13 protein-coding genes and 1 tRNA gene are annotated in these 18,985 nt (G+C 33.8%); 8 read left to right on the top strand and 6 right to left on the bottom strand.

Annotation, left to right across the window (positions count from 1 at the left end):
• Position 1: 1 nt before the first annotated feature.
• Positions 2 to 1,513, bottom strand: coding sequence for a histidine ammonia-lyase (hutH, locus tag Q8S25_RS08205; protein ID WP_305536631.1), 1,512 nt, complete (start codon positions 1,511 to 1,513; stop codon positions 2 to 4).
• A 109-nt stretch (positions 1,514 to 1,622) separates the two neighbouring features.
• On the opposite strand from hutH, the gene Q8S25_RS08200 reads away from it, so the two are divergent.
• A tRNA-Arg gene (locus Q8S25_RS08200) sits at positions 1,623 to 1,696 on the top strand.
• A gap of 76 nt (positions 1,697 to 1,772) precedes the next feature.
• Here Q8S25_RS08200 and Q8S25_RS08195 read toward each other — a convergent pair.
• Entirely contained in the window at positions 1,773 to 2,222 is a 450-nt protein-coding gene (locus Q8S25_RS08195; protein ID WP_305536629.1) for a KTSC domain-containing protein, read from the bottom strand.
• Positions 2,223 to 2,281: 59 nt separating this feature from the next.
• Positions 2,282 to 3,448, bottom strand: a complete 1,167-nt coding sequence (locus Q8S25_RS08190) for a class I SAM-dependent RNA methyltransferase (RefSeq protein ID WP_305536627.1) — start codon at positions 3,446 to 3,448, stop codon at positions 2,282 to 2,284.
• A 38-nt stretch (positions 3,449 to 3,486) separates the two neighbouring features.
• Between Q8S25_RS08190 and ung the strand changes: the two genes are divergently transcribed.
• Positions 3,487 to 4,158: a uracil-DNA glycosylase gene (gene ung, locus Q8S25_RS08185; protein WP_305536625.1), complete on the top strand. Its 672-nt coding sequence runs from the start codon at positions 3,487 to 3,489 to the stop codon at positions 4,156 to 4,158.
• A gap of 20 nt (positions 4,159 to 4,178) precedes the next feature.
• Entirely contained in the window at positions 4,179 to 4,916 is a 738-nt protein-coding gene (locus Q8S25_RS08180; protein ID WP_305536623.1) for a 1-acyl-sn-glycerol-3-phosphate acyltransferase, read from the top strand.
• Here the strand turns inward: Q8S25_RS08180 and Q8S25_RS08175 are convergent.
• Positions 4,913 to 7,555 carry a putative LPS assembly protein LptD gene (locus Q8S25_RS08175; RefSeq protein ID WP_305536621.1) on the bottom strand — a complete coding sequence of 881 codons (2,643 nt, stop codon included), beginning with the start codon at positions 7,553 to 7,555 and terminating at the stop codon, positions 4,913 to 4,915. The two genes, Q8S25_RS08180 and Q8S25_RS08175, sit on opposite strands and share 4 nt — an antisense overlap.
• A 72-nt stretch (positions 7,556 to 7,627) precedes the next feature.
• Here Q8S25_RS08175 and Q8S25_RS08170 point away from each other — a divergent pair, with 72 nt between their 5' ends.
• From Q8S25_RS08170 to nhaA, 4 genes are all read left to right on the top strand, one after another.
• A complete protein-coding gene (locus tag Q8S25_RS08170) occupies positions 7,628 to 8,569 on the top strand; it encodes an N-acetylmuramoyl-L-alanine amidase (RefSeq protein ID WP_305536619.1) in 942 nt (313 codons plus the stop codon).
• A gap of 72 nt (positions 8,570 to 8,641) precedes the next feature.
• A complete protein-coding gene (locus Q8S25_RS08165) occupies positions 8,642 to 9,649 on the top strand; it encodes an MlaD family protein (RefSeq protein ID WP_305536617.1) in 1,008 nt (335 codons plus the stop codon).
• Positions 9,650 to 11,296 (top strand): OstA-like protein, encoded by a 1,647-nt coding sequence (locus Q8S25_RS08160; RefSeq protein WP_305536615.1) that lies wholly within the window; start codon positions 9,650 to 9,652, stop codon positions 11,294 to 11,296.
• Between the two features lie 6 nt (positions 11,297 to 11,302).
• Positions 11,303 to 12,481: a Na+/H+ antiporter NhaA gene (gene nhaA / locus Q8S25_RS08155; protein WP_305536613.1), complete on the top strand. Its 1,179-nt coding sequence runs from the start codon at positions 11,303 to 11,305 to the stop codon at positions 12,479 to 12,481.
• 4 nt (positions 12,482 to 12,485) lie between these two features.
• Here nhaA and Q8S25_RS08150 read toward each other — a convergent pair whose 3' ends face one another.
• Both Q8S25_RS08150 and Q8S25_RS08145 read right to left on the bottom strand, forming a co-directional pair.
• On the bottom strand, positions 12,486 to 13,595 hold the full coding sequence (locus tag Q8S25_RS08150; protein ID WP_305536611.1) for a hybrid sensor histidine kinase/response regulator: 1,110 nt from the start codon (positions 13,593 to 13,595) through the stop codon (positions 12,486 to 12,488).
• 21 nt (positions 13,596 to 13,616) lie between these two features.
• Positions 13,617 to 16,901: a response regulator gene (locus Q8S25_RS08145; RefSeq protein WP_305536609.1), complete on the bottom strand. Its 3,285-nt coding sequence runs from the start codon at positions 16,899 to 16,901 to the stop codon at positions 13,617 to 13,619.
• Positions 16,902 to 17,130: 229 nt separating this feature from the next.
• On the opposite strand from Q8S25_RS08145, the gene Q8S25_RS08140 reads away from it, so the two are divergent.
• Positions 17,131 to 18,951 carry a hypothetical protein gene (locus tag Q8S25_RS08140; protein ID WP_305536607.1) on the top strand — a complete coding sequence of 607 codons (1,821 nt, stop codon included), beginning with the start codon at positions 17,131 to 17,133 and terminating at the stop codon, positions 18,949 to 18,951.
• Positions 18,952 to 18,985: the final 34 nt, after the last annotated feature.

The raw sequence follows: 18,985 nt of genomic DNA, 5'->3' as shown, positions 1-18,985 counted from the left end.
CCTATTTATTTGTTGAATTATTCGTTTTATAATTGGCTATAAAATTAATTGAATTTATCATGTCTGTATGTAAAATTCTGTCTGCGTCATTAAAACCAACTACTTTTCTGAATTCAGACATCAATTCTTCTAATATGGGAGATGTTTTAGCAGGTCTTCTAAATTCGAGTGCTTGAGCGGCTGTGAGTAGTTCTATTCCCAATACTTTTTCTACATTTTGCATTAATCTATAACATTTAGTAGCTGCATTAGCACCCATGCTAACATGATCTTCCTGGTTATTGCTACTTGAAATGCTGTCTACTGAAGCAGGAGTACACAATTGTTTATTTTCACTTACAATTCCGGCAGCAGTATATTGAGGTATCATAAACCCAGAGTTTAATCCTGCATTTTTAACGAGGAACATAGGAAGATTTCGCTGACCAGAAATTAATTGATAGGTTCTTCTTTCGGAAATGCTGGAAATTTCACTCATTGCAATACACAAATAATCTAAATTAATTGCCAAGGGCTGGCCGTGAAAATTACCCCCACTAACAATTAGGTCTTCATCTGGAAAAATATTCGGATTATCTGTTACAGAGTTTACTTCTTGCATAAACACTGCTAATACATGCTTAAATGCGTCTATACTAGCACCATGTACTTGTGGAATACATCTAAATGAGTAAGGATCTTGAACCTGTGATTTAGCTTGGTTGGCAATTTCGCTTCCATACAAATAACATTGTATACTTGCAGCAGTATCTATTTGACCTTTATGCCCTCTAATTTTATGTATGGAAGGATGATATGGCTCAGTAACACAATCAAAAGCATCAATAGACAGCGCAGCTATTAAATTGGCCATTTCTAATAATTGTTCCGCTTTTTTTAAGCAAAACAAGCCATAGGCATTCATAAATTGGGTGCCGTTTATTAACGCAAGGCCTTCCTTACTTTGTAGGTGAATGGGCTCCCAGTTCATCTTTTTTAAAGCTACTGCTGAAGCCATTTTCTCGCCGTTAAAGTAAACTTCTCCAAGACCTAATAAGGGCAAACTTAAATGACTAAGTGGAGCTAAATCTCCTGAAGCGCCTAAAGAACCTTGGGTATATATAACGGGAAACATACTGTTGTTATACATGTCCATTAACCGAATCACTGTTTGTATTTGAACACCGCTATGCCCATAACTCAATTGCTTAATTTTAAGCATCATCATCAACTTTACAACTTCATTTGGCACTTCTTCTCCCAGCCCGCAAGAGTGGGAAACAATCAGATTATATTGTAATTGTTCAATTTGATCTAAGCTTATTTGTACGTTTTGCAGGTATCCGAATCCTGTATTTACACCGTAATACATTTTACCTGGCTCCTGCATTTTTTGATCTAAATATTCCCTACAGCGCGTTATTTTTTCATGTGCATCAAAAGTGATGGATACCAATTGGTCATATTCTAATAAATGCTTGATTTGCTGAAATTGTAGCGGTTTACTATCAAGTGGTAAATAATTGTAGCTCATGAAGGCAATCGTTTGGTGCAAAGTAAACAGTTTTACAATTTATCGACCCAATTTGACTCCTTGTTTGATTTAGTAAAAAAAAATCCTTTATTTTGCACCTCCAAATCAAGGTTCGGTAGCTCAGCTGGATAGAGCAACTGCCTTCTAAGCAGTAGGTCATTGGTTCGAATCCAATCCGAATCACATTTTTTTAAAATAACAAAACCCTACAATTCAATTGATTGTAGGGTTTTTTATTGTCTTTTATTCTGAAATAGTATTAAGCAGATGCTACTTGTTTAGACGTACTTCTATACAAATAATTGCTAAAAATATGCCTTCTAGCAAATCTACCTGGCGTATCTGCGTTTACCAACTTTACATAAATGCCCTTAGGAACACCGTAATATTCATATTCGCTACCATCTTCAAAACGAATGGTAAGTATTTCAGATTTATATTCAAAGTCTTCAATTACCGAATTATTAATTGTTTCGGTGTATTCCGGTAAAGTTTGAGAAATTGTTTCTGATGCAATACTTACCAAAAAATGATATGCTTCTATTATTTTCTTGCTTTTTTCTTCGGCATCTATCTTTAATGCATGGTCATCATTGAATTTGTCGGGATGCCATTCCTTCATTAGATTTCTATAAACTGATTTTAAAGTCTTTAATTCAGCGGTTTCATCCACTCCTAATAATTTTCTGTAACTAGCGATTCTTCTCATAAATAATAACTGTAAAGAGGGATTAGCCCTAATTTTTGAGCAAATCTATTGCATTTAATTTATAAAACTCTTTTAGTGCCAGCATACAACTCGTACTCTAAAAGCCTACAATCTATGGTTGCATTGTAAAATTCAATTCTTCTACTTGGTTTTAATCTAATCTTTTTGGCTAAATCTAAATTACCGGTGAAAATATATCCAGTATACCCTCTGCAGCTATTTTTCAAGAAATCGCCCATTCGAGCATAGGTAGTAGCCAATTCGGTTTCATCACCTAAGCGCTCTCCATATTCTGGATTAAACATGATTATGCCTTCTTGTTCTATTGGAATAGTTGTTTTTTCAAAGTCTCCCACTTCAAATTCTATTAAGTCTAAAACGCCTGCTGCTGTAGCATTTAGCTTTGCGGTTGCAATGGCCGAACTGCTAATATCCGATGCAATTATTTTAATATTGCTCAATACTTTTATTTGATCTTCTAACTCTTTGCGCACGATTTCGAACATCGTTTTTTCATACCCTAATACATGCATAAATGCATAATTACTCCTTAATAAGCCAGGGGCTCTTTTGGATGCAATTAATGCTGCTTCAATAGCTAAAGTTCCCGATCCACACATCGGATTAATGAAAGGGGCCGAAAAGTTCCATTTAGTAGACAAAATGGTTGCTGCTGCCAATGCTTCTAGCATGGGCGCTTTGCCAGGTAATTTTCTATACCCATGTTTTGCCAAAGTTTCCCCAGAAGTATCAATAAATACTTCCGCATCTTCGTGTTTCCAAAATAAATAAACTACTGCTCCAATAAGATCAGATCCAGTTGAAGGCCTTTTCCCCGTTTCTTTCCGAAGCCGATCAACTATAGCATCTTTCACCCTTAAATTAGCATATAAATTAGTTTGTATAGTTGGATGAAATACGTTGCTTGAAACAGAAAAATAACCATCTGCTTTTATTAAATTTTCCCACTGAATACTAACCAGTTGATTGTATAATTCATCTGGATCGTTACAAGTAAATTGCTTTAAGGAATACATGACCTGACTTGCACAACGAAGATGGAGGTTTAATCGAATACAATCTTGCATGGTGCCTCTTAATTCTATGCCAGTTTGAAAAACGTTGATGATTGGGTAACCCAAGTTGGTAACTTCTTTCTGTAATGCGGGAGATAACCATTTATGACAGGTAATGATAATTTTCTCTTGCGTTGTAAATACTTGCATAGCCACAAATTTAAGCTGTAATTTCTGTAATTTGCGGTATGAACGTTCAAATGGAAGAAGGCTGGAAGCAATTGTTGGTAAAGGAATTCGAGAAACCTTTTTTTCTGCAAGTTGTTGCACACTTAAGAACGGAGAAAGCTACTAAAGCGATTATATATCCACCAGGCCCACTTATTTTTAATGCATTTAATACAACCCCAATAAATCAGTTAAAAGTTGTGATTCTTGGTCAGGATCCTTATCATGGACCAGGGCAAGCACATGGGTTGAGTTTTTCTGTTCCTGATGGAGTAAAACCTCCGCCATCTTTGGTTAATATCTATAAAGAGTTGCATAAAGATATTGGAATGCCCATTCCCAATACGGGCAATTTGTTGCCCTGGGCTAAACAAGGTGTATTGCTATTAAATGCTGTATTAACTGTTCGAGCCAATGAGCCTGCCAGTCATGCTAAAATAGGGTGGATGGATTTTACCGATAGCGTTATTAGGAAAATATCACAAGAAAAAACAGGGATTGTTTTTTTACTATGGGGTAAGTTTGCACACGAAAAGCAAGCATTGATAGACGAAACCAAACATTATGTATTAAAAGCAGCCCACCCCTCTCCTTTTAGTGCAGACAAAGGATTCTTTGGATGTAAGCATTTCAGTAAAACCAATGAACTGCTAGCACAGCAAGGAATTGACCCTATTAATTGGCAATTATAAAATGGTTGTAAAATAGTAAAATGAATAGCATTAAATCGGTATTTGCTAGAGTTTGGGCCCTATGGGGATTGGTAAGTTTTGTTGCCACTTTTTTAATTATTTTAATACCCTCCTTACTTACTGCATTAATCCCTGATCCAAAAGGAATGGGGTACTTTATTCAACTTGCTCGATTATGGATGAATACATGGTTGTTTATGATTGGATGCCCTGTTTCTGTTAGAGGTAAATTTCACTTTAAAAAAGGCCAAACCTATATTGTTACTTGTAACCATAATTCATTATTAGATATACCACTTTCCTCTCCTTTTATACCTGGTGCAAACCAAACTATTGCAAAGAAAGAGTTTACTAAAGTTCCCCTTTTTGGATGGTATTATGAAAGAGGGTCTGTAATAGTAGATCGCAAGAGTGATGCAAGCAGAAGAAAAAGTTATGAGCTAATGAAAGCTGCACTACAAAAGGGTTTTCATATGTGCATATATCCTGAAGGAACTCGGAATAGAACTGCCGCTCCACTAAAAAATTTTTATGATGGCGCATTTAAATTGGCTGCAGATTCTGGTTATTCTATTATACCTGCTGTTATTTTAAATACAAAGAAAGCATTGCCAGCAAATCGATTTTTTTATTTGATGCCCCACGCATTAGCCATTCATTTTTTAGAACCCATTGAAGTAAATGGACAATCGGCTGCTGTATTAAAGGAACTTGTTTATAATAAAATGGCTGAACATTATTTAAAGCACACCAATTAAAAGTTAGAGAAAGTTCTACTTCTGTTGATTCTTAAGTCTCTTAAAATACCCGATTTAGGGTTTACGGTTATATTAAAAGATCTATATAATCCAATTGGGGTAACATTAATAGACAATTGCCAGCAATGCATTTCACGGGTAATAAATGTACTTAGCTGCTGTAGATTTCCTCTTGTAATGTCATAGAATCCTGTTGCCCCAACTTTCCATTTATCTGTAAGGCTAAAGTCTCCATTAAAATTAAAAGTGGAAAATGTTTGAGTAATAAATCCACTATAATCTGGGGCAAGTACCCTGGTAAAATTGAATGAGTAAGCAATGGAAAGATTCCATGGAATATTAAAATCAGTAAACTCAGCAGGATTTGCCCTTGCAAATTGTAATTGTCTTTGCTGTTCATCTGGTGTCATAAATGGATCTACCGGAATTTCTTTGTCTTTCTCCTCTTTCCCATCTTTTGACTTACTTCTAAAGGAAGTAGCAATGGCCACATTGCCGCTTGTGATTCTTCCAAATTTGAACTTAGCTGGATCCCATAAAATCTGTTTTGATCTAAACCCTCTGTTATCAATATCGTAAGGGTCTAAGTTGGCACTAGCTGTAATATTTACTTTTTCAAAAAGGGTACTTCTTGCATAGAAATTAAAATTACCTAACTGAAAACTATCTGCTAAGAAATTGTAATTCGAATTGAATCCAAAGCCATCAATCAATTTTATTTTTTTACCAGCTTTATCTGCAGTGTCTTGTTTGTTCTTTGTTTTCATTTCAAGCAAGTTGTCTATGCCAAAACCAATACCTCCAAATGCTCCTTCTCCAAATGCTCCTAGTATCCCTCCATCAAATTGAGACACCCTTAATGTTCTGTTGCTCGTATCAACTTTTAAATTGTAATAGTATTTGGCATTCATATCAGGTTGGTAGTTAACTGAAATGGTAGGCCTTATTTCATGGCGTATAGCAACTATATTGCTGGTTGGTTTAAACTTGTAAGTACCGAATATGCGTGTATTTGCAGCAATGCCAAAGCTCATTTGTCGGGCAGTATAAAATCCTCGTTGAATAACTGTATCAACTTTATTGGTGGTATTGTTCCAAGACCTGAAATTTCTTTGGCCGTACCATCTTTCTGAATAGGATACACTTGGTGCAATAGTTATTGGACCTAAAGACGGAAGTGATAATGTAATGGGGATACTGTGCTGTGCTCCGTATTGCAAGGTATCTAATATTCTTCTAATACTAAATGCGGTATCGTAAAATGATATTTGGTTTTGAAAGTTCCCACTATATCCAATACCTATTTTTTCATACCATTTACCTGATCCAACTTGGTCTTTAGGTTGAAAAGGATAAAATGTTACTACGTTAAAGTTAACCGTTGGTAAATTCATATTTACCAATCTTAAATTGTTGTTTTGGTTATGATTCAAGTTAACAGATAAATTGTATTTGCCCTTCCAATCTTTGCTGTAACTAATAGAAGAACTTAACTGGTTTTGAAAGTTAACGAAAGGGTTGTTGAGCAAGGTTTGGTTAAATCGGCTACTGCCGAAATTGACATTTGCTGAAAAATTGGTACCAGGTCTTGCTCTTGAATCTCTGTTATGAGACCAGTTAATCATGAATGAACTGCTTGAATTAAATTCGTCTTTAGATAAAGTACTTCTGTTTAAACTCTTGGTATTCTGAAAAGTAATATTCAAATTACCAGTGTATGCATATCGCTTTATATACTTCGAATTAATATTTAAGTTCCATCCTCCAAATGAATATAAATTAGAGCGTAAGGTAACATCCATTTTTTCACTCAACACAAAATAATAGCCTAGTCCTTCTAAGCCTAAACCAAAATCGGGACTAGCTGTAAATGCCGGCGGCAATAATCCCCCATGCCTCCCTTTATTTAATGGAAATATACCAAAGGGTATTCCTATTGGCATAGGAACGCCTTCAAATTCTGGAAATGACGGACCAGCAATCCCCATCTTATTATTGATGATTTTCATTTTGCTGGTTCTGAAATTGTAATGTGGTACATCTAAATTACAGGTAGTAAATCGGGCTCTTTTGGCATATACTTCAGTTGCACTTATCTTTTTAAGGTCTATGGCATTCACATAAATTTCGCCTTCTTGAAAAAAAGTGTTTTTAGTTAAACCCTTACCCGATTTCATGTTGTAAAAAATGGTGTCGCTAATTGACTTCATTTCTCCTTGAATAAACTGAGGTTTGCTGGCCGGATTACCTGAAGAATCTTTTGATCCATATGCTTGTACCATTTGAGATCGCTGGTCATATTTTATGGTTGCAGCATCTAACTTAAGATCGGTATAATCTACTTTAGCTTTGCCGTATAAGAAAAATTCTCTAGTCGATATTATCAGTACCCCGGAATCTTCAGCGTTGTATTTTATGGGAGCATCAATAGAATCTTTAGAAATTTTTAACGTATCAGTTTTAATTCTCATACTGTCTTTTGGAATTGGCTTAGATAGCGTATCCTTAAGACTCTTAGCAGTATTCGTAGGTAGGGTTTGTGCCTGCAGATTAGGCGTTAGAAATGTTAATATCCCCAAATACAGGAACAGAACAATAGCCAGCCTTGTTTTTACGTTAATTTTACTTATCCTGTTCATGGTGCTGAAGACAAAATTAAGGTCTAAAACCGTGTAAATAGAATTTTAGGTCTGATTCCTTAATGAAATGATATGATTAAAAGACATATTGCTGCTTTCTATCTGTTAAGTTTTGCATTCCTACTGTTTACCTCTTTTACAGATAAGCAACCTGTACCCCAACAAAAACAGCCTTTAAAGCGTATAATTATTGATGCTGGCCATGGCGGAACCGATGTGGGGGCCAAGGGAAAATATTCTACGGAAAAAGACTTGTGTTTAGCAATTTCTTTAAAGTTAGAGAAAATGATGAGTCAGGAAATTCCAGATGTGGAATTAGTCATGACAAGAACTACAGATGTTTTTGATGATGTGGTTAGAAAAGCAGAAATAGCCAATCAGGCAAAGGGCGACTTATTTCTATGTATTCACGTAAACAGCGCTAGGCCAATTAAACAAACTGAATTTATAGGTTATAAAACAGTAACAGCCTATAAAGGGAAGGGTAAAAAAAGAAAAAAATATACCAAAAAAGTAAAGGATTATAGAACCTGGTATTTGCCCAATCCTGCTAAAGGAACGGAGACTTTTATTTACAATGTAAATAAAACCAGTGGCCGCATGAAGGCATTAAGCCAGGGAGATGATTTTAGTATGGACAGTGCTACCCAACAAGAAATGAAGTTATTTGAGCAGAATGATCCTGCTAAAATGATGCTATTGAGCATGAAAACCCAAACTTATTTTCAAAGAAGTGCAGATTTAGCCCTAACCATTGAGGATGAATTTAAAAAAGTAGGCAGAATTAGCAGAGAAGCCAAGCAGCGTAATGAGGGTATTTTTGTGTTGCATGCCGTAAACATGCCAGCTGTTTTGGTAGAAACAGGCTTTATTTCCAATCCTGAGGAAGAAGACTATTTAAATAGTGATGAAGGGCAAAAAGAAATATGCGAAGTCATTATTAAGGCAGTAAAACGCTACAAATACTCTTTAGAAAAGCAATTGACCAATTCCGGGTCTGGCAATAACAGATAATAGCTTAACCGATTACTCTTTAAACGAACGAAGTACCTTAAATTTGTTCTTGACTCAATTAATGTCTTATCAATGACTGTATCGAACGAAACAAAAGTAGGTGCCCTTACTGCAGTGGCTATTACTTTACTTATTCTAAGTTTTAATTTTTTAAAGGGTAAAACCCTATTGAAGTCAGGGAACTATTTATATGCTAATTATACCGACACCAAAGGGGTAAAAATATCAAATCCGGTATACGTTAACGGATTTCAAGTTGGAGCTGTTGCAGATATTGAAAATGCAGACCCTACCCTTCAGTCTTTAATTGTTGCAATCAAGTTGACCGATGTATACGATATTCCTACCAATTCTATTGCAGTTATTAATGAAAACCCTTTAGGTACCCCTAGCATTGAAATTAGGTTGGGAAATAGTAAAACCTTTTTACAACAAGGAGACACTTTACAAACTGCAGAAAGTAAGGGTTTATTGAGTGGAGTAATGGACAAATTAGGCCCAGTAACAGCACAATTAGAAAAAACTATTGCAACTTTAGATGTAGTATTAAAAAATATCAATTCGGTTTTTGATCCTCAAACTAAAAATAATTTACAAGCAGTAATTGCCAATGTAAATAAAACTACAGAAAGTTTGGTCGTTTCTTCTGCGTCTTTACAACAAATGTTGAATCAACAAACCGGTGTTGTTGCACAGAGCATGAATAATGTAAATAAGTTTACAAAGAATTTAAGTGACAACAACGACAAAATCTCTCAAACGCTTACTAACGTAACTAAAACTTCAGAGAATTTTGTAAAAGCAGACTTAGCAGGATCGGTAGATCAGTTAAAATTGGCTATTGGAAATTTAAATAAACTGGTTGATAAAGTCAATTCTTCTGATGGAAGTCTTGGTAAATTAATTAATGATCAAACGCTTTACAATAACCTAAATAATACCATTAGAAGTGCCAATATTTTGGTAGACGATTTAAGGGTTCATCCTAAACGATATGTAAATATTTCGGTTTTCGGGAAAAAAGATAAGTCTGGGCCATTAATGGCTCCTCTGGCTGATTCGGTAAAAGTAAATCAATAAATGACTAGCAGATTTATATTACTGGTTCTATTTAGTTTTGCTTTTGGTTTTTCCTTCGCGCAAAGACTCCCCACAGATACTACCAGCCCAGAGGGAAAAAGAATTGATATTTTATATGCAGATAAATATAATTATCAAAAAATAGATTCACTAAATGAATTTGTGTCTTTAGTTGGGAAAGTTAAAGTGCAACAAGACAATGTCATTTTTTATGCTGATAGTGCTGTTTTAAATAGACAGTTAAATATTTTAGAAGCATTTGGAAACGTTCATATTAATGACGCTGATAGTATACATACCTATGCACAATATCTTCGTTATTTGGGTAAAGAAAAAAAAGCTTTTCTTCAGAAAAAAGTTCGATTAACAGATGGTAAGGGAGTACTCACTACCGAAGAGTTGGAATACGATGCAACCGTAAAAATTGGAACTTATTTGAAAGGGGGCAAACTCGTAAATAAGAAGTCTACTTTAACCAGCCAAGAAGGATACTACTACGGAGATACAAGAGATGTGATATTTAAACGAAAAGTAGTGATGATTGATCCGGACAATAAAATCACTGGCGATACATTGCAATACAATACCGGTACAGAAATTGCGACTTTCACTTCTCCTACAGTGGTTTACAATATTAAAGACAAGCGAACAATAAAAACAAGGGAAGGCTTTTATGATATGAAGAATAAAAAAGCAGAATTGTACAAGCGTTCAGTAATTGAAGATAGTGCTGCAATTTTTACTGCAGACGAAATGGCATTTGATGATTCAACAGGTTTAGGTGAATTCAGGGGGAATGCTGTTTATAGAAGTAAAGACACTGCTCAGGGTTTTGATATGATTGCTAATAATATCAGAACCAATAAAAAAACAAACTCAATGGTGGCAACCCAGAAGCCATTGTTATTAATTAAACAAGGTGTTGATACCATTTATATAACTGCAGACACCCTCTATTCTGCCAAATTATCTGATTTAACTAAAACAAGAGCGGTTCCTCAAATAAGAGATCATGCAGCAAACGATACTTTAGTCAATAAAATAGTTTTTTCCGATAAAGAAGCAGAAGACAGTTCAGATAAATTTTTTGAAGCATATTACAATGTAAAAGTATTTTCAGATTCATTACAAGCAGTTGGGGATAGCTTATTCTATTCTTTAAAAGATTCAGTATTTAGATTGTTTAAAAAGCCCATAGTTTGGGCGCAGGAAAACCAAATTTCGGGGGATACAATTTATTTGTATATCCAGAATAAAAAGCCAGAACGATTATATGTTTTTGAAAACAGTATGGCTATTAATAAAGTAGATAGCTCTAATTACTTTAATCAATTAAGAGGAACAACATTGAATGCATTGTTTGTAGACGGAAAAATTAATTCTATGCGAGCAAAAGGGAATGCAGAAAATGTTTATTATGCAACAGATGAAGACAAAAGCTTTATAGGAGTAAACAAATCAACTGCAGATATTATTGATGTGTTTTTTGAAGACAGTAAACCTCAAAAAGTGGTCTTTTTACGAAATCTAGACGGTACTACTTTTCCAATGAGATTAACCAATCACGATGACTTGAAAATCAGAGGGTTTAAATGGCATGATGCTTTACGACCCAAATCTAAATATGAATTATTGACTTTTAAATAAGATAAAATGGCAGCAAGAAAAATGGTAAAAAAAGTCTTTATTGATCCATTGATTACATTTATTCATGATAGTAAATCTATTGGAATAGTTTTATTAATTGCTACCGCTATATCTATTGTATTGGCAAATATTAATAGCATTTCTAGTAGTTATATTTCATTATTTCACTGGAGTATAGACGGAACAGACCATCATGTTTTTGATTGGGGTATATTTCATTTGCCCAATTCCATTTTAGTCATCATTAATGATTTATTCATGGCCGCATTCTTTTTTATAGCGGGTATGGAGATTAAAAGAGAACTAGTAACTGGAGAACTAGCATCCATTAAACAATCAATTCTGCCGGTTGTGGCAGCCATTGGTGGTATGTTAATTCCAGCTTTAATTTATAGTCAGTTTAGTAGAGGAACAACATACATGAATGGTTGGGCAATTCCTATGGCTACTGATATTGCATTTACATTAGGTATAGCTTCATTATTGGGAAATCGGGTTCCTGTTGCACTTAAAATCTTTATTACTGCATTGGCTATAATAGATGATTTGGGGGCTATTGTAGTCATTGCTTTGTTCTATGGTGGTCAATTGAAGTTGATGTATTTATTATTAAGTGCATTAATTATGTTAACACTTTTAGCACTAAAAAAGAATAGATCGAAATTGGGTTGGTACACATGGGTTTTAGGATTGGCACTCTGGTACACCATGTTTAATTCTGGTATTCACGCAACTGTAGCAGGTGTATTATTTGCTTTTACTATACCTGTTAAAAAATTAGCAGAATTGGAACTAAGTTTTCATACACCAGTTTATTTTATCATCATGCCTTTATTTGCATTAGCTAATACGGCTATTGTATTTCCTGAAGAAGGATTAGCTGCATTGAATAATTCTTTTTCCTGGGGGATTATGGCTGGCTTATTTATTGGTAAACCACTCGGAATTTGTTTGGCCTGTTATTGGATGATTAAAAGAAAGTGGGCGAATCTTCCTTCACAAACAAATTGGCATCAATTAATTGGAGCAGGTATTTTAGCTGGCATAGGTTTTACTATGAGTATATTTATTTCTATGTTGGCATTTAGTGACCATATTGTACAAGACATCGCAAAAATAGCTGTATTGGTTAGTTCTGTGTTCTCTATGATAGTTGGTTACTTGTGGTTGGCAGCAAAGAAATAAGCAATTATCTGCGCCATTCAAAAAAGAAAGTGCTTCCCATTTCTGGACTACTTTCAACCCTAATTTTACCACCTTGTTCTTCAACTAGCATTTTTAACAAGTTCAATCCAACCCCAGTGCTAGACTCACCCGATGATTTATTATCGGTTATTTCAAATAATTTAAAAATTTTGCTATGGTCTTTTTTTGAAATTCCTTGTCCATTGTCTTTAACATAGAACTCATAAAACTCATTGGTTGCTGCATAAACTCCAACTTGTATTTCTGGGTTGGGTTTGTTGTTATATTTAACGGCATTGGTTATTAAATTTTGAAAAACCTGTTGTAATTTTATTTTTCTTGTTTTGAGCTTTGGTAAATTAGCGTCAATTGTGATATTAATTCTTTGAGGTAATACCAACATTTGAATAATTTCATTTACTAATTTAAAACTGTCAACATCTTCAACAGTTTGTTCACTAAGGCTTTTTCTGGAATAATCTAAAATAGATTCAATCATTCCAGTGAGCTTACTTGCAGCACTGTATATAATGCTTGTGTTTTCTAATAATTCTGGTTCATTTTTAACAACTTCGTCTTTTTGCATCATATCTGCTAACATAGCAATTGTTGCAATAGGCGATTTTAAATCATGGGATACAATGAAGACAAATCTTTCCAATTGTTTGTTTACCAGTTCAATTTCTAGTAAACTATTTTTTAGTTTTTGTTGTGCAAAATAGAGTCTTTCAAAAACATTTACTTTTGCCCGTGTAATATTAATATCTAATGGCTTTTGCAAATAGTCAACAGCTCCTTCATCAAATCCTTTCAATACAAATTTTTCTTCTTTACTAATTGCAGTTACAAAAATGACCGACAAGTGCTGTGTTCTTTTATTTAATTTAAGCATTCGAGCAACTTCAAATCCATCCATGTCGGGCATTTGAACGTCTAATAATACCAATCCAATGTCTTCGTGTTTGAGTGCCAATTTTAAAGCTTCATTGCCCGAATTTGCTTTAATGAAACTTCGACCTGGCTTTTCTAAGATTTCTTCAAGGGCAATAAGATTCTCAGGACGATCGTCTACCAACAAAATAAGAAAATGCTCATTGCTATTTAATTGTTCCATATAATTCTAATTGTATCAAACTTATTTTGATAACCAGATTTTAATTAAAGTCAGTAATTTTTGAATGTCTACAGGTTTGGTTATATAATCGGAAGCACCTGAGGCAATACATTTTTCCCTATCCCCTGCCATGGCTTTTGCCGTTAATGCAATAATGGGCAGTTGATTCAGTTTTAGCGTTTTTCTAATATGTTGCATAGCTTCATATCCATCCATTTCAGGCATCATAATATCCATTAAAACCAGTTCTGTGTCTGGGTTTAACTTAAGCATTTCAAGAGACTCCTTACCATCTGCTGCACTTATTACTTCTGCTAGTTCTGATTCTAAAGCGGTACTAAGCGCATATACATTTCGCATATCATCGTCAACAATTAATATTTTCTTTCCATCTAAGTTGTCGATTAAAATATTAGGATGTTGAGAATCTTTGCCAGATTGGCTTTCATTCTGTTTTAGTTTGTATAAAAATTGTTCAATTTCATCAATTAACTTAGTAGTTGCAGATGCAGTATTTCTTACTACAGTTTCAGAAATAGTTTTTAATCTTATTTCATCCTCTGCAGAAATATTATTGTTAATTAATAGTATTACGGGAATTTTTTGTTCAATTAATTGAGGCTTCCACTCTTGCATTAATTTGATTCCATCGCTTGTGTCATCTCCCAAATCAGCTATAATACAATCAAAATGGATATTATTTGCCTTTAATTTGCCATCTTCTATTGTTGAAGTTGTAATGAATGAAACCTCTTTGTATTTTTGTTGGAATAGTTGTTGAAGTTTTTTGTCCTTAAAATTATCAGCTGAGATAAGTAAAACAGTCTTAAAATTTTGCTTCAAATATTGACTTATTTTAGAAAATGCTAAATCTAAACCCTCTAAATTGATTGGTTTTTTAACATAAGCCAATGCCCCACCCTCATTAAATCTATTGTCGTCAAAAGCAGATATAATATGAACTGGAATATGTTTGGTGTCTTTATCTTCTTTTAAAATCTTAAGTAAAGACCATCCATCTAAAACAGGTAATTGCACGTCTAGAATAATAGCGTTTAAAGCATATCTTTTTGCATACAATAAACCTTCGTCTCCTTGTAGTGCTACTATTGTTTTAAATTTTTTATTTCTGGCAAAGTCTCTAACAATGGAAGCAAAATTGACATCGTCTTCAATAATTAGGACCACTTCATCTTCATCACTTATATTATTTCTGTCGTCTGAAACTTTGTCTTGTTCTTCAATATTAGTTAAAGAAGGTGCAGCACTGGTTTGTAACGCCTCTTTAACCACTTCAGTTGTATTGGTAGTTTCTTCAGGAATAATTAAACTAAAAACACTGCCTTCTCCTTCAATACTATGTACTGAAATTTCGCCCCCTAATAGTTTGGCTAATTCTTTACTAATAGATAATCCCAAGCCAGTGCCGCCATATTTTCTACTCGTTGAACCATCGGCCTGTTGAAAAGCTTCGAAAATCAATTGTTGCTTTTCTGCTGAAATTCCAATGCCGCTGTCTTTTACAGAAATACTTATTTTTTTAGGGAAAACATTTTCAATACGCTTAAATTCAACCGTTACTTTGCCACCTTCTGGAGTAAACTTGAATGCATTTGATAACAGGTTCTTAATAATTTGTTCCAAACGCTGAATATCAGTTCTAATAGAAGCTGGAATAGATGAATCTTGAACGATATTAAATTGAATGTTTTTTTGTGAGGCTACTACACTAAACAACTGTTGTAAATCTGTGGCTATGGTTTCTGGTTTAATGTCTTCAACAGTAAGTTCAATTTTACCTGCTTCTATTTTAGATAGGTCTAGAATATCATTAATTAACTTTAATAAGTCTGTACCAGATCTGTGAATAATTGAAGCATATTCAATTTGCTTAGGGGTCAGATTTTTAGGATTATTATCAGATAATAATTTTGCCAAAATTAGCACGCTATTTAGCGGTGTTCTTAATTCGTGAGACATATTTGCTAAAAACTCAGATTTGTATTTACTGGTTTCTTGCAACTCGTGCGCTTGTCTACTTAATTCATTGTTGGTATGTCTTAATTCTTCTTGTTGATTTACTAAGCTTTCTTTGTGCTCTTGCACTTCGGCTAAAAGTATATTGATTTTTGCTCTTGCTTGTTGGGCTTGAATAGCAGACGCAACATTATGAGATATGTTTTCTAATAAGTTTTTTTGATGAGCAGAAAATTTTCCAAAAATACCAAGCTCAATTAAACCTTTTAGTTCATTATCTAGCCAAAGCGGCATACATAATATTTCACCCCTACCGGTCATATCACCTAAAGATGTTTCAACATGCCAATAGTCAGGTGGTACCTCTGATATACTAACAGCTTCTTTTTGCAAAGCAGCATTGCCTATTATACCTTCCCCAAGTTTAAATCCAATTTTAGCATCTGAAGAAATGGCAACCCCAGCTGTCATTTCTAGGAAATCAGCAATTTCATCTTTAATATAAATTACACCGGCTGGAACTTCTAAATATCCTACAACAGATCTAATGACATTATTCGAAAGTGTTTCAAGAGAATACGATTTTTGAATATGGTCATTAATATAACTAACCCCTTCCAATAATTTATTTTTCTCTGCAGCAAGTAAATTAATCTCTTCCATTTTTACCACTGTGTCTTTTAACCTTCGCTCAGACCTGAATCTACTTTTTAAGGTAGCAACAACAGCATTCACTAGAATTAATACAATAACTATTAGTAGCACTACTCCACCAACTATGACTTTGGTAGAGATTTCAAAAGATTCTTTGATGCTTTTTTCAGTTGAGTCTAATTCATAAACTAACCCTCTTTTGGTTTGATCAATTAATACTAAAACGCTTCTTATTAATTGACCTTCAGCAATAATTTTGTTATTTAATTCTAAATTGTTTTGCGCAGTTAAAACTTTTCCATTGTTATCCCAAAATAGATTCAACCTTGTAATGGCAGTGTCTAAGGCATTAATTTTATCTATTGTAATAGGATTTTGGGGTAAGTCAAAATGGAGTTTTACCATAATAGGCTTAATGCTAGACGCTGAAATGGTATAATTGGTAATAGCTGTATCATTTTGAGTAACCCAATAGTTTAATCTTGCATTTCTCATTTGAGAAATATTGTATTGCAGGTCTTGAATATCGCTGATAGACTTTTTAACCTTTATTAAATGGGTGGTTTTTTCTACTTGTGTATTGAGTGTAGTAATAGAGAAATAGCCCACCATTAATACCAAGAAAATGGAGATTCCTAATCCTGAATACAATTTGAATGGAATATTGCTTTTCATGGCGAGTTAATGCTTGGTTAAGATATTTTAATAGTTTCTAAGTTATAATTAATAATCAGTAGGTTACTAAATATTTATACATATTTGCTCTTTGTAGTGGTATCACTACAATCAAGATTGAGCTAGTTCTACAATTACGGCATCATATTGAGAATTAAACAAATTAGTATATAATTTTAGAAATATCTTAGAGATGAATTGGTGCAATAAAATAACAAACCCATTACATTTGGCCACACTTGTACTGGTTATTATTTTGCCTATTCTAGGCTACACCCAAACAACAAAATACGACACTAGTTTTTTCTTATCATCTAAAAAAGGGTTAATTGGTGCATTAGGAAAGTCTATTTCAGTTTCCAACCCAATTTCGAATATCCCCCAAAATTCTGCCGAGAAAAATGCAGTTGAATTTGAACCATTTGAAGGGAAGTTTATTCGTACTATTTCAATTAATAAATTGATGTTTAATAAAATGGTAAACGATACCAGTTTTAATAATTCAAATATTTTCAATCAGATTGGTAATAAGTTACATATTAGTACTCATCAACAAGTAGTAAAAAAGAATTTGTTTTTTAAAAAAGGTGAACGAGTAGACCCAAACTTATTTGCGGACAATGAAAAATTCTTACGCGACTTAAGTTTTTTACAAGATGCAAGAATTATCATAGTTCCAGTAAAAGATAATGCAGATGAAGTAGATGTATTGGTATTAGTGAAAGATGTATTTCCGATTGGTGGTAGTGTTTCTGAAGTAAACACCAATCTATTTGATATGGAAATAAACAACGATAATTTATTTGGTTCTGGAAATCGGTTGAAATTTCAACAACTATTCGATATAAAGAGAAATCCAAAATATACTTATGGACTTGAGTTTCTTAGTAGAAATATAGCGGGTAGTTTTTTAAATGTTGCTGCCGGTATTAATTTTGAAAGACCCACATTTAATTCTTCTAAAAGAGAAGAAAACAGCTATTTTTTGAGAGGCGAATTGCCTTTAGTAAGCCCCTATCACCCCTATACAGGCGGATTTGATTTATCGGTGAATAATACACAGAATGCTTATTCTTCAGATTCGCTGTACAATCAACAATTAAAATATGGGTATTACAATGCAGATTTGTGGTTGGGTTACAGCTTGGGGGCAAAAGAAAGAATGCTAGATAATTTAGGAACCAGAAAAAGAAATATATTATCTGCCAGAGTTTTACATAGATATTTTACCGTTAGACCAGACACACTTCATTTTTTATATGATAGTAGGTACAATGATGTAACGGGTATGCTGTTTTCTTACACTGTTTTTGAACGAGACTTTTACCATACCAATTTTATTTACGGATTTGGTAGAAACGAAGATCTTCCTGAAGGATTTAGTTTATCATTTACCGGAGGATGGGCAGATAGACAAGATATTTCTAGACTGTATATTGGGTTTGAATACCAACGAAGTTATTTCAACAATAAAAAGGCATTTTTAAATTACACATTAAAATCTGGCGGATATCTAAATAAAAATGAAGCAGAAGACATTTCAGCATTAGCAAGTATGGAATTAATTACTCCATTAAAGAAATTGAAAAAAAGGAATTGGTTTGTGCGACATTTTTTAAGTGGCAGTGTTACTTTTCAAAAATTTATTCGATTGAATGATCCACTAAGGGTTTCAAGCATTTTTGGTATACCCAAAATTCGGAATACTAGAATAGATGGAACAGCAAGGATAACTATTAATGCTGAAACGGTATTATATAATACATTCAAATTGGTAGGATTTAACTTTGCCCCTTTTGTTTTTTCTAATTTGTCTTATTTAAAATTATCTGCCCTTGACCCTGCTGATGGAGCAGTTTACAGTGCCCTAGGTGCTGGATTGCGAAGCCGTAATGAAAACTTGGTTTTTGGTACGATGGAGTTGAAAGCTTATTATTTTCCAAAAGTGGTAGAAAATATGAATAGTTGGAATATTAGCTTGTCTACCAATTTAAGATTTAGGTTCCAAACAGATTTAATACAAAAACCTGACTTTGTTATTGTAAATTAGATTGAACCATTTATCTCTAAATACGTTAAATAGA

The sequence above is a fragment of the Sediminibacterium sp. genome, from assembly GCF_030695065.1.
In the GTDB taxonomy this organism is placed as follows: Bacteria; Bacteroidota; Bacteroidia; order Chitinophagales; family Chitinophagaceae; genus Sediminibacterium.
This window is presented reverse-complemented; position numbering and strand designations above follow the sequence as displayed.

Coding starts and splice junctions, on each gene's coding strand:
- Q8S25_RS08145 (WP_305536609.1), bottom strand. CDS start 16,901: ATGAAAAGCAATATTCCATTCAAATTGTATTCAGGATTAGGAATCTCC.
- Q8S25_RS08180 (WP_305536623.1), top strand. CDS start 4,179: ATGAATAGCATTAAATCGGTATTTGCTAGAGTTTGGGCCCTATGGGGA.
- Q8S25_RS08195 (WP_305536629.1), bottom strand. CDS start 2,222: ATGAGAAGAATCGCTAGTTACAGAAAATTATTAGGAGTGGATGAAACC.
- Q8S25_RS08150 (WP_305536611.1), bottom strand. CDS start 13,595: ATGGAACAATTAAATAGCAATGAGCATTTTCTTATTTTGTTGGTAGAC.
- Q8S25_RS08165 (WP_305536617.1), top strand. CDS start 8,642: ATGACTGTATCGAACGAAACAAAAGTAGGTGCCCTTACTGCAGTGGCT.
- Q8S25_RS08160 (WP_305536615.1), top strand. CDS start 9,650: ATGACTAGCAGATTTATATTACTGGTTCTATTTAGTTTTGCTTTTGGT.
- hutH (WP_305536631.1), bottom strand. CDS start 1,513: ATGAGCTACAATTATTTACCACTTGATAGTAAACCGCTACAATTTCAG.
- Q8S25_RS08175 (WP_305536621.1), bottom strand. CDS start 7,555: ATGAACAGGATAAGTAAAATTAACGTAAAAACAAGGCTGGCTATTGTT.
- Q8S25_RS08190 (WP_305536627.1), bottom strand. CDS start 3,448: ATGCAAGTATTTACAACGCAAGAGAAAATTATCATTACCTGTCATAAA.
- ung (WP_305536625.1), top strand. CDS start 3,487: ATGAACGTTCAAATGGAAGAAGGCTGGAAGCAATTGTTGGTAAAGGAA.
- nhaA (WP_305536613.1), top strand. CDS start 11,303: ATGGCAGCAAGAAAAATGGTAAAAAAAGTCTTTATTGATCCATTGATT.
- Q8S25_RS08170 (WP_305536619.1), top strand. CDS start 7,628: ATGATTAAAAGACATATTGCTGCTTTCTATCTGTTAAGTTTTGCATTC.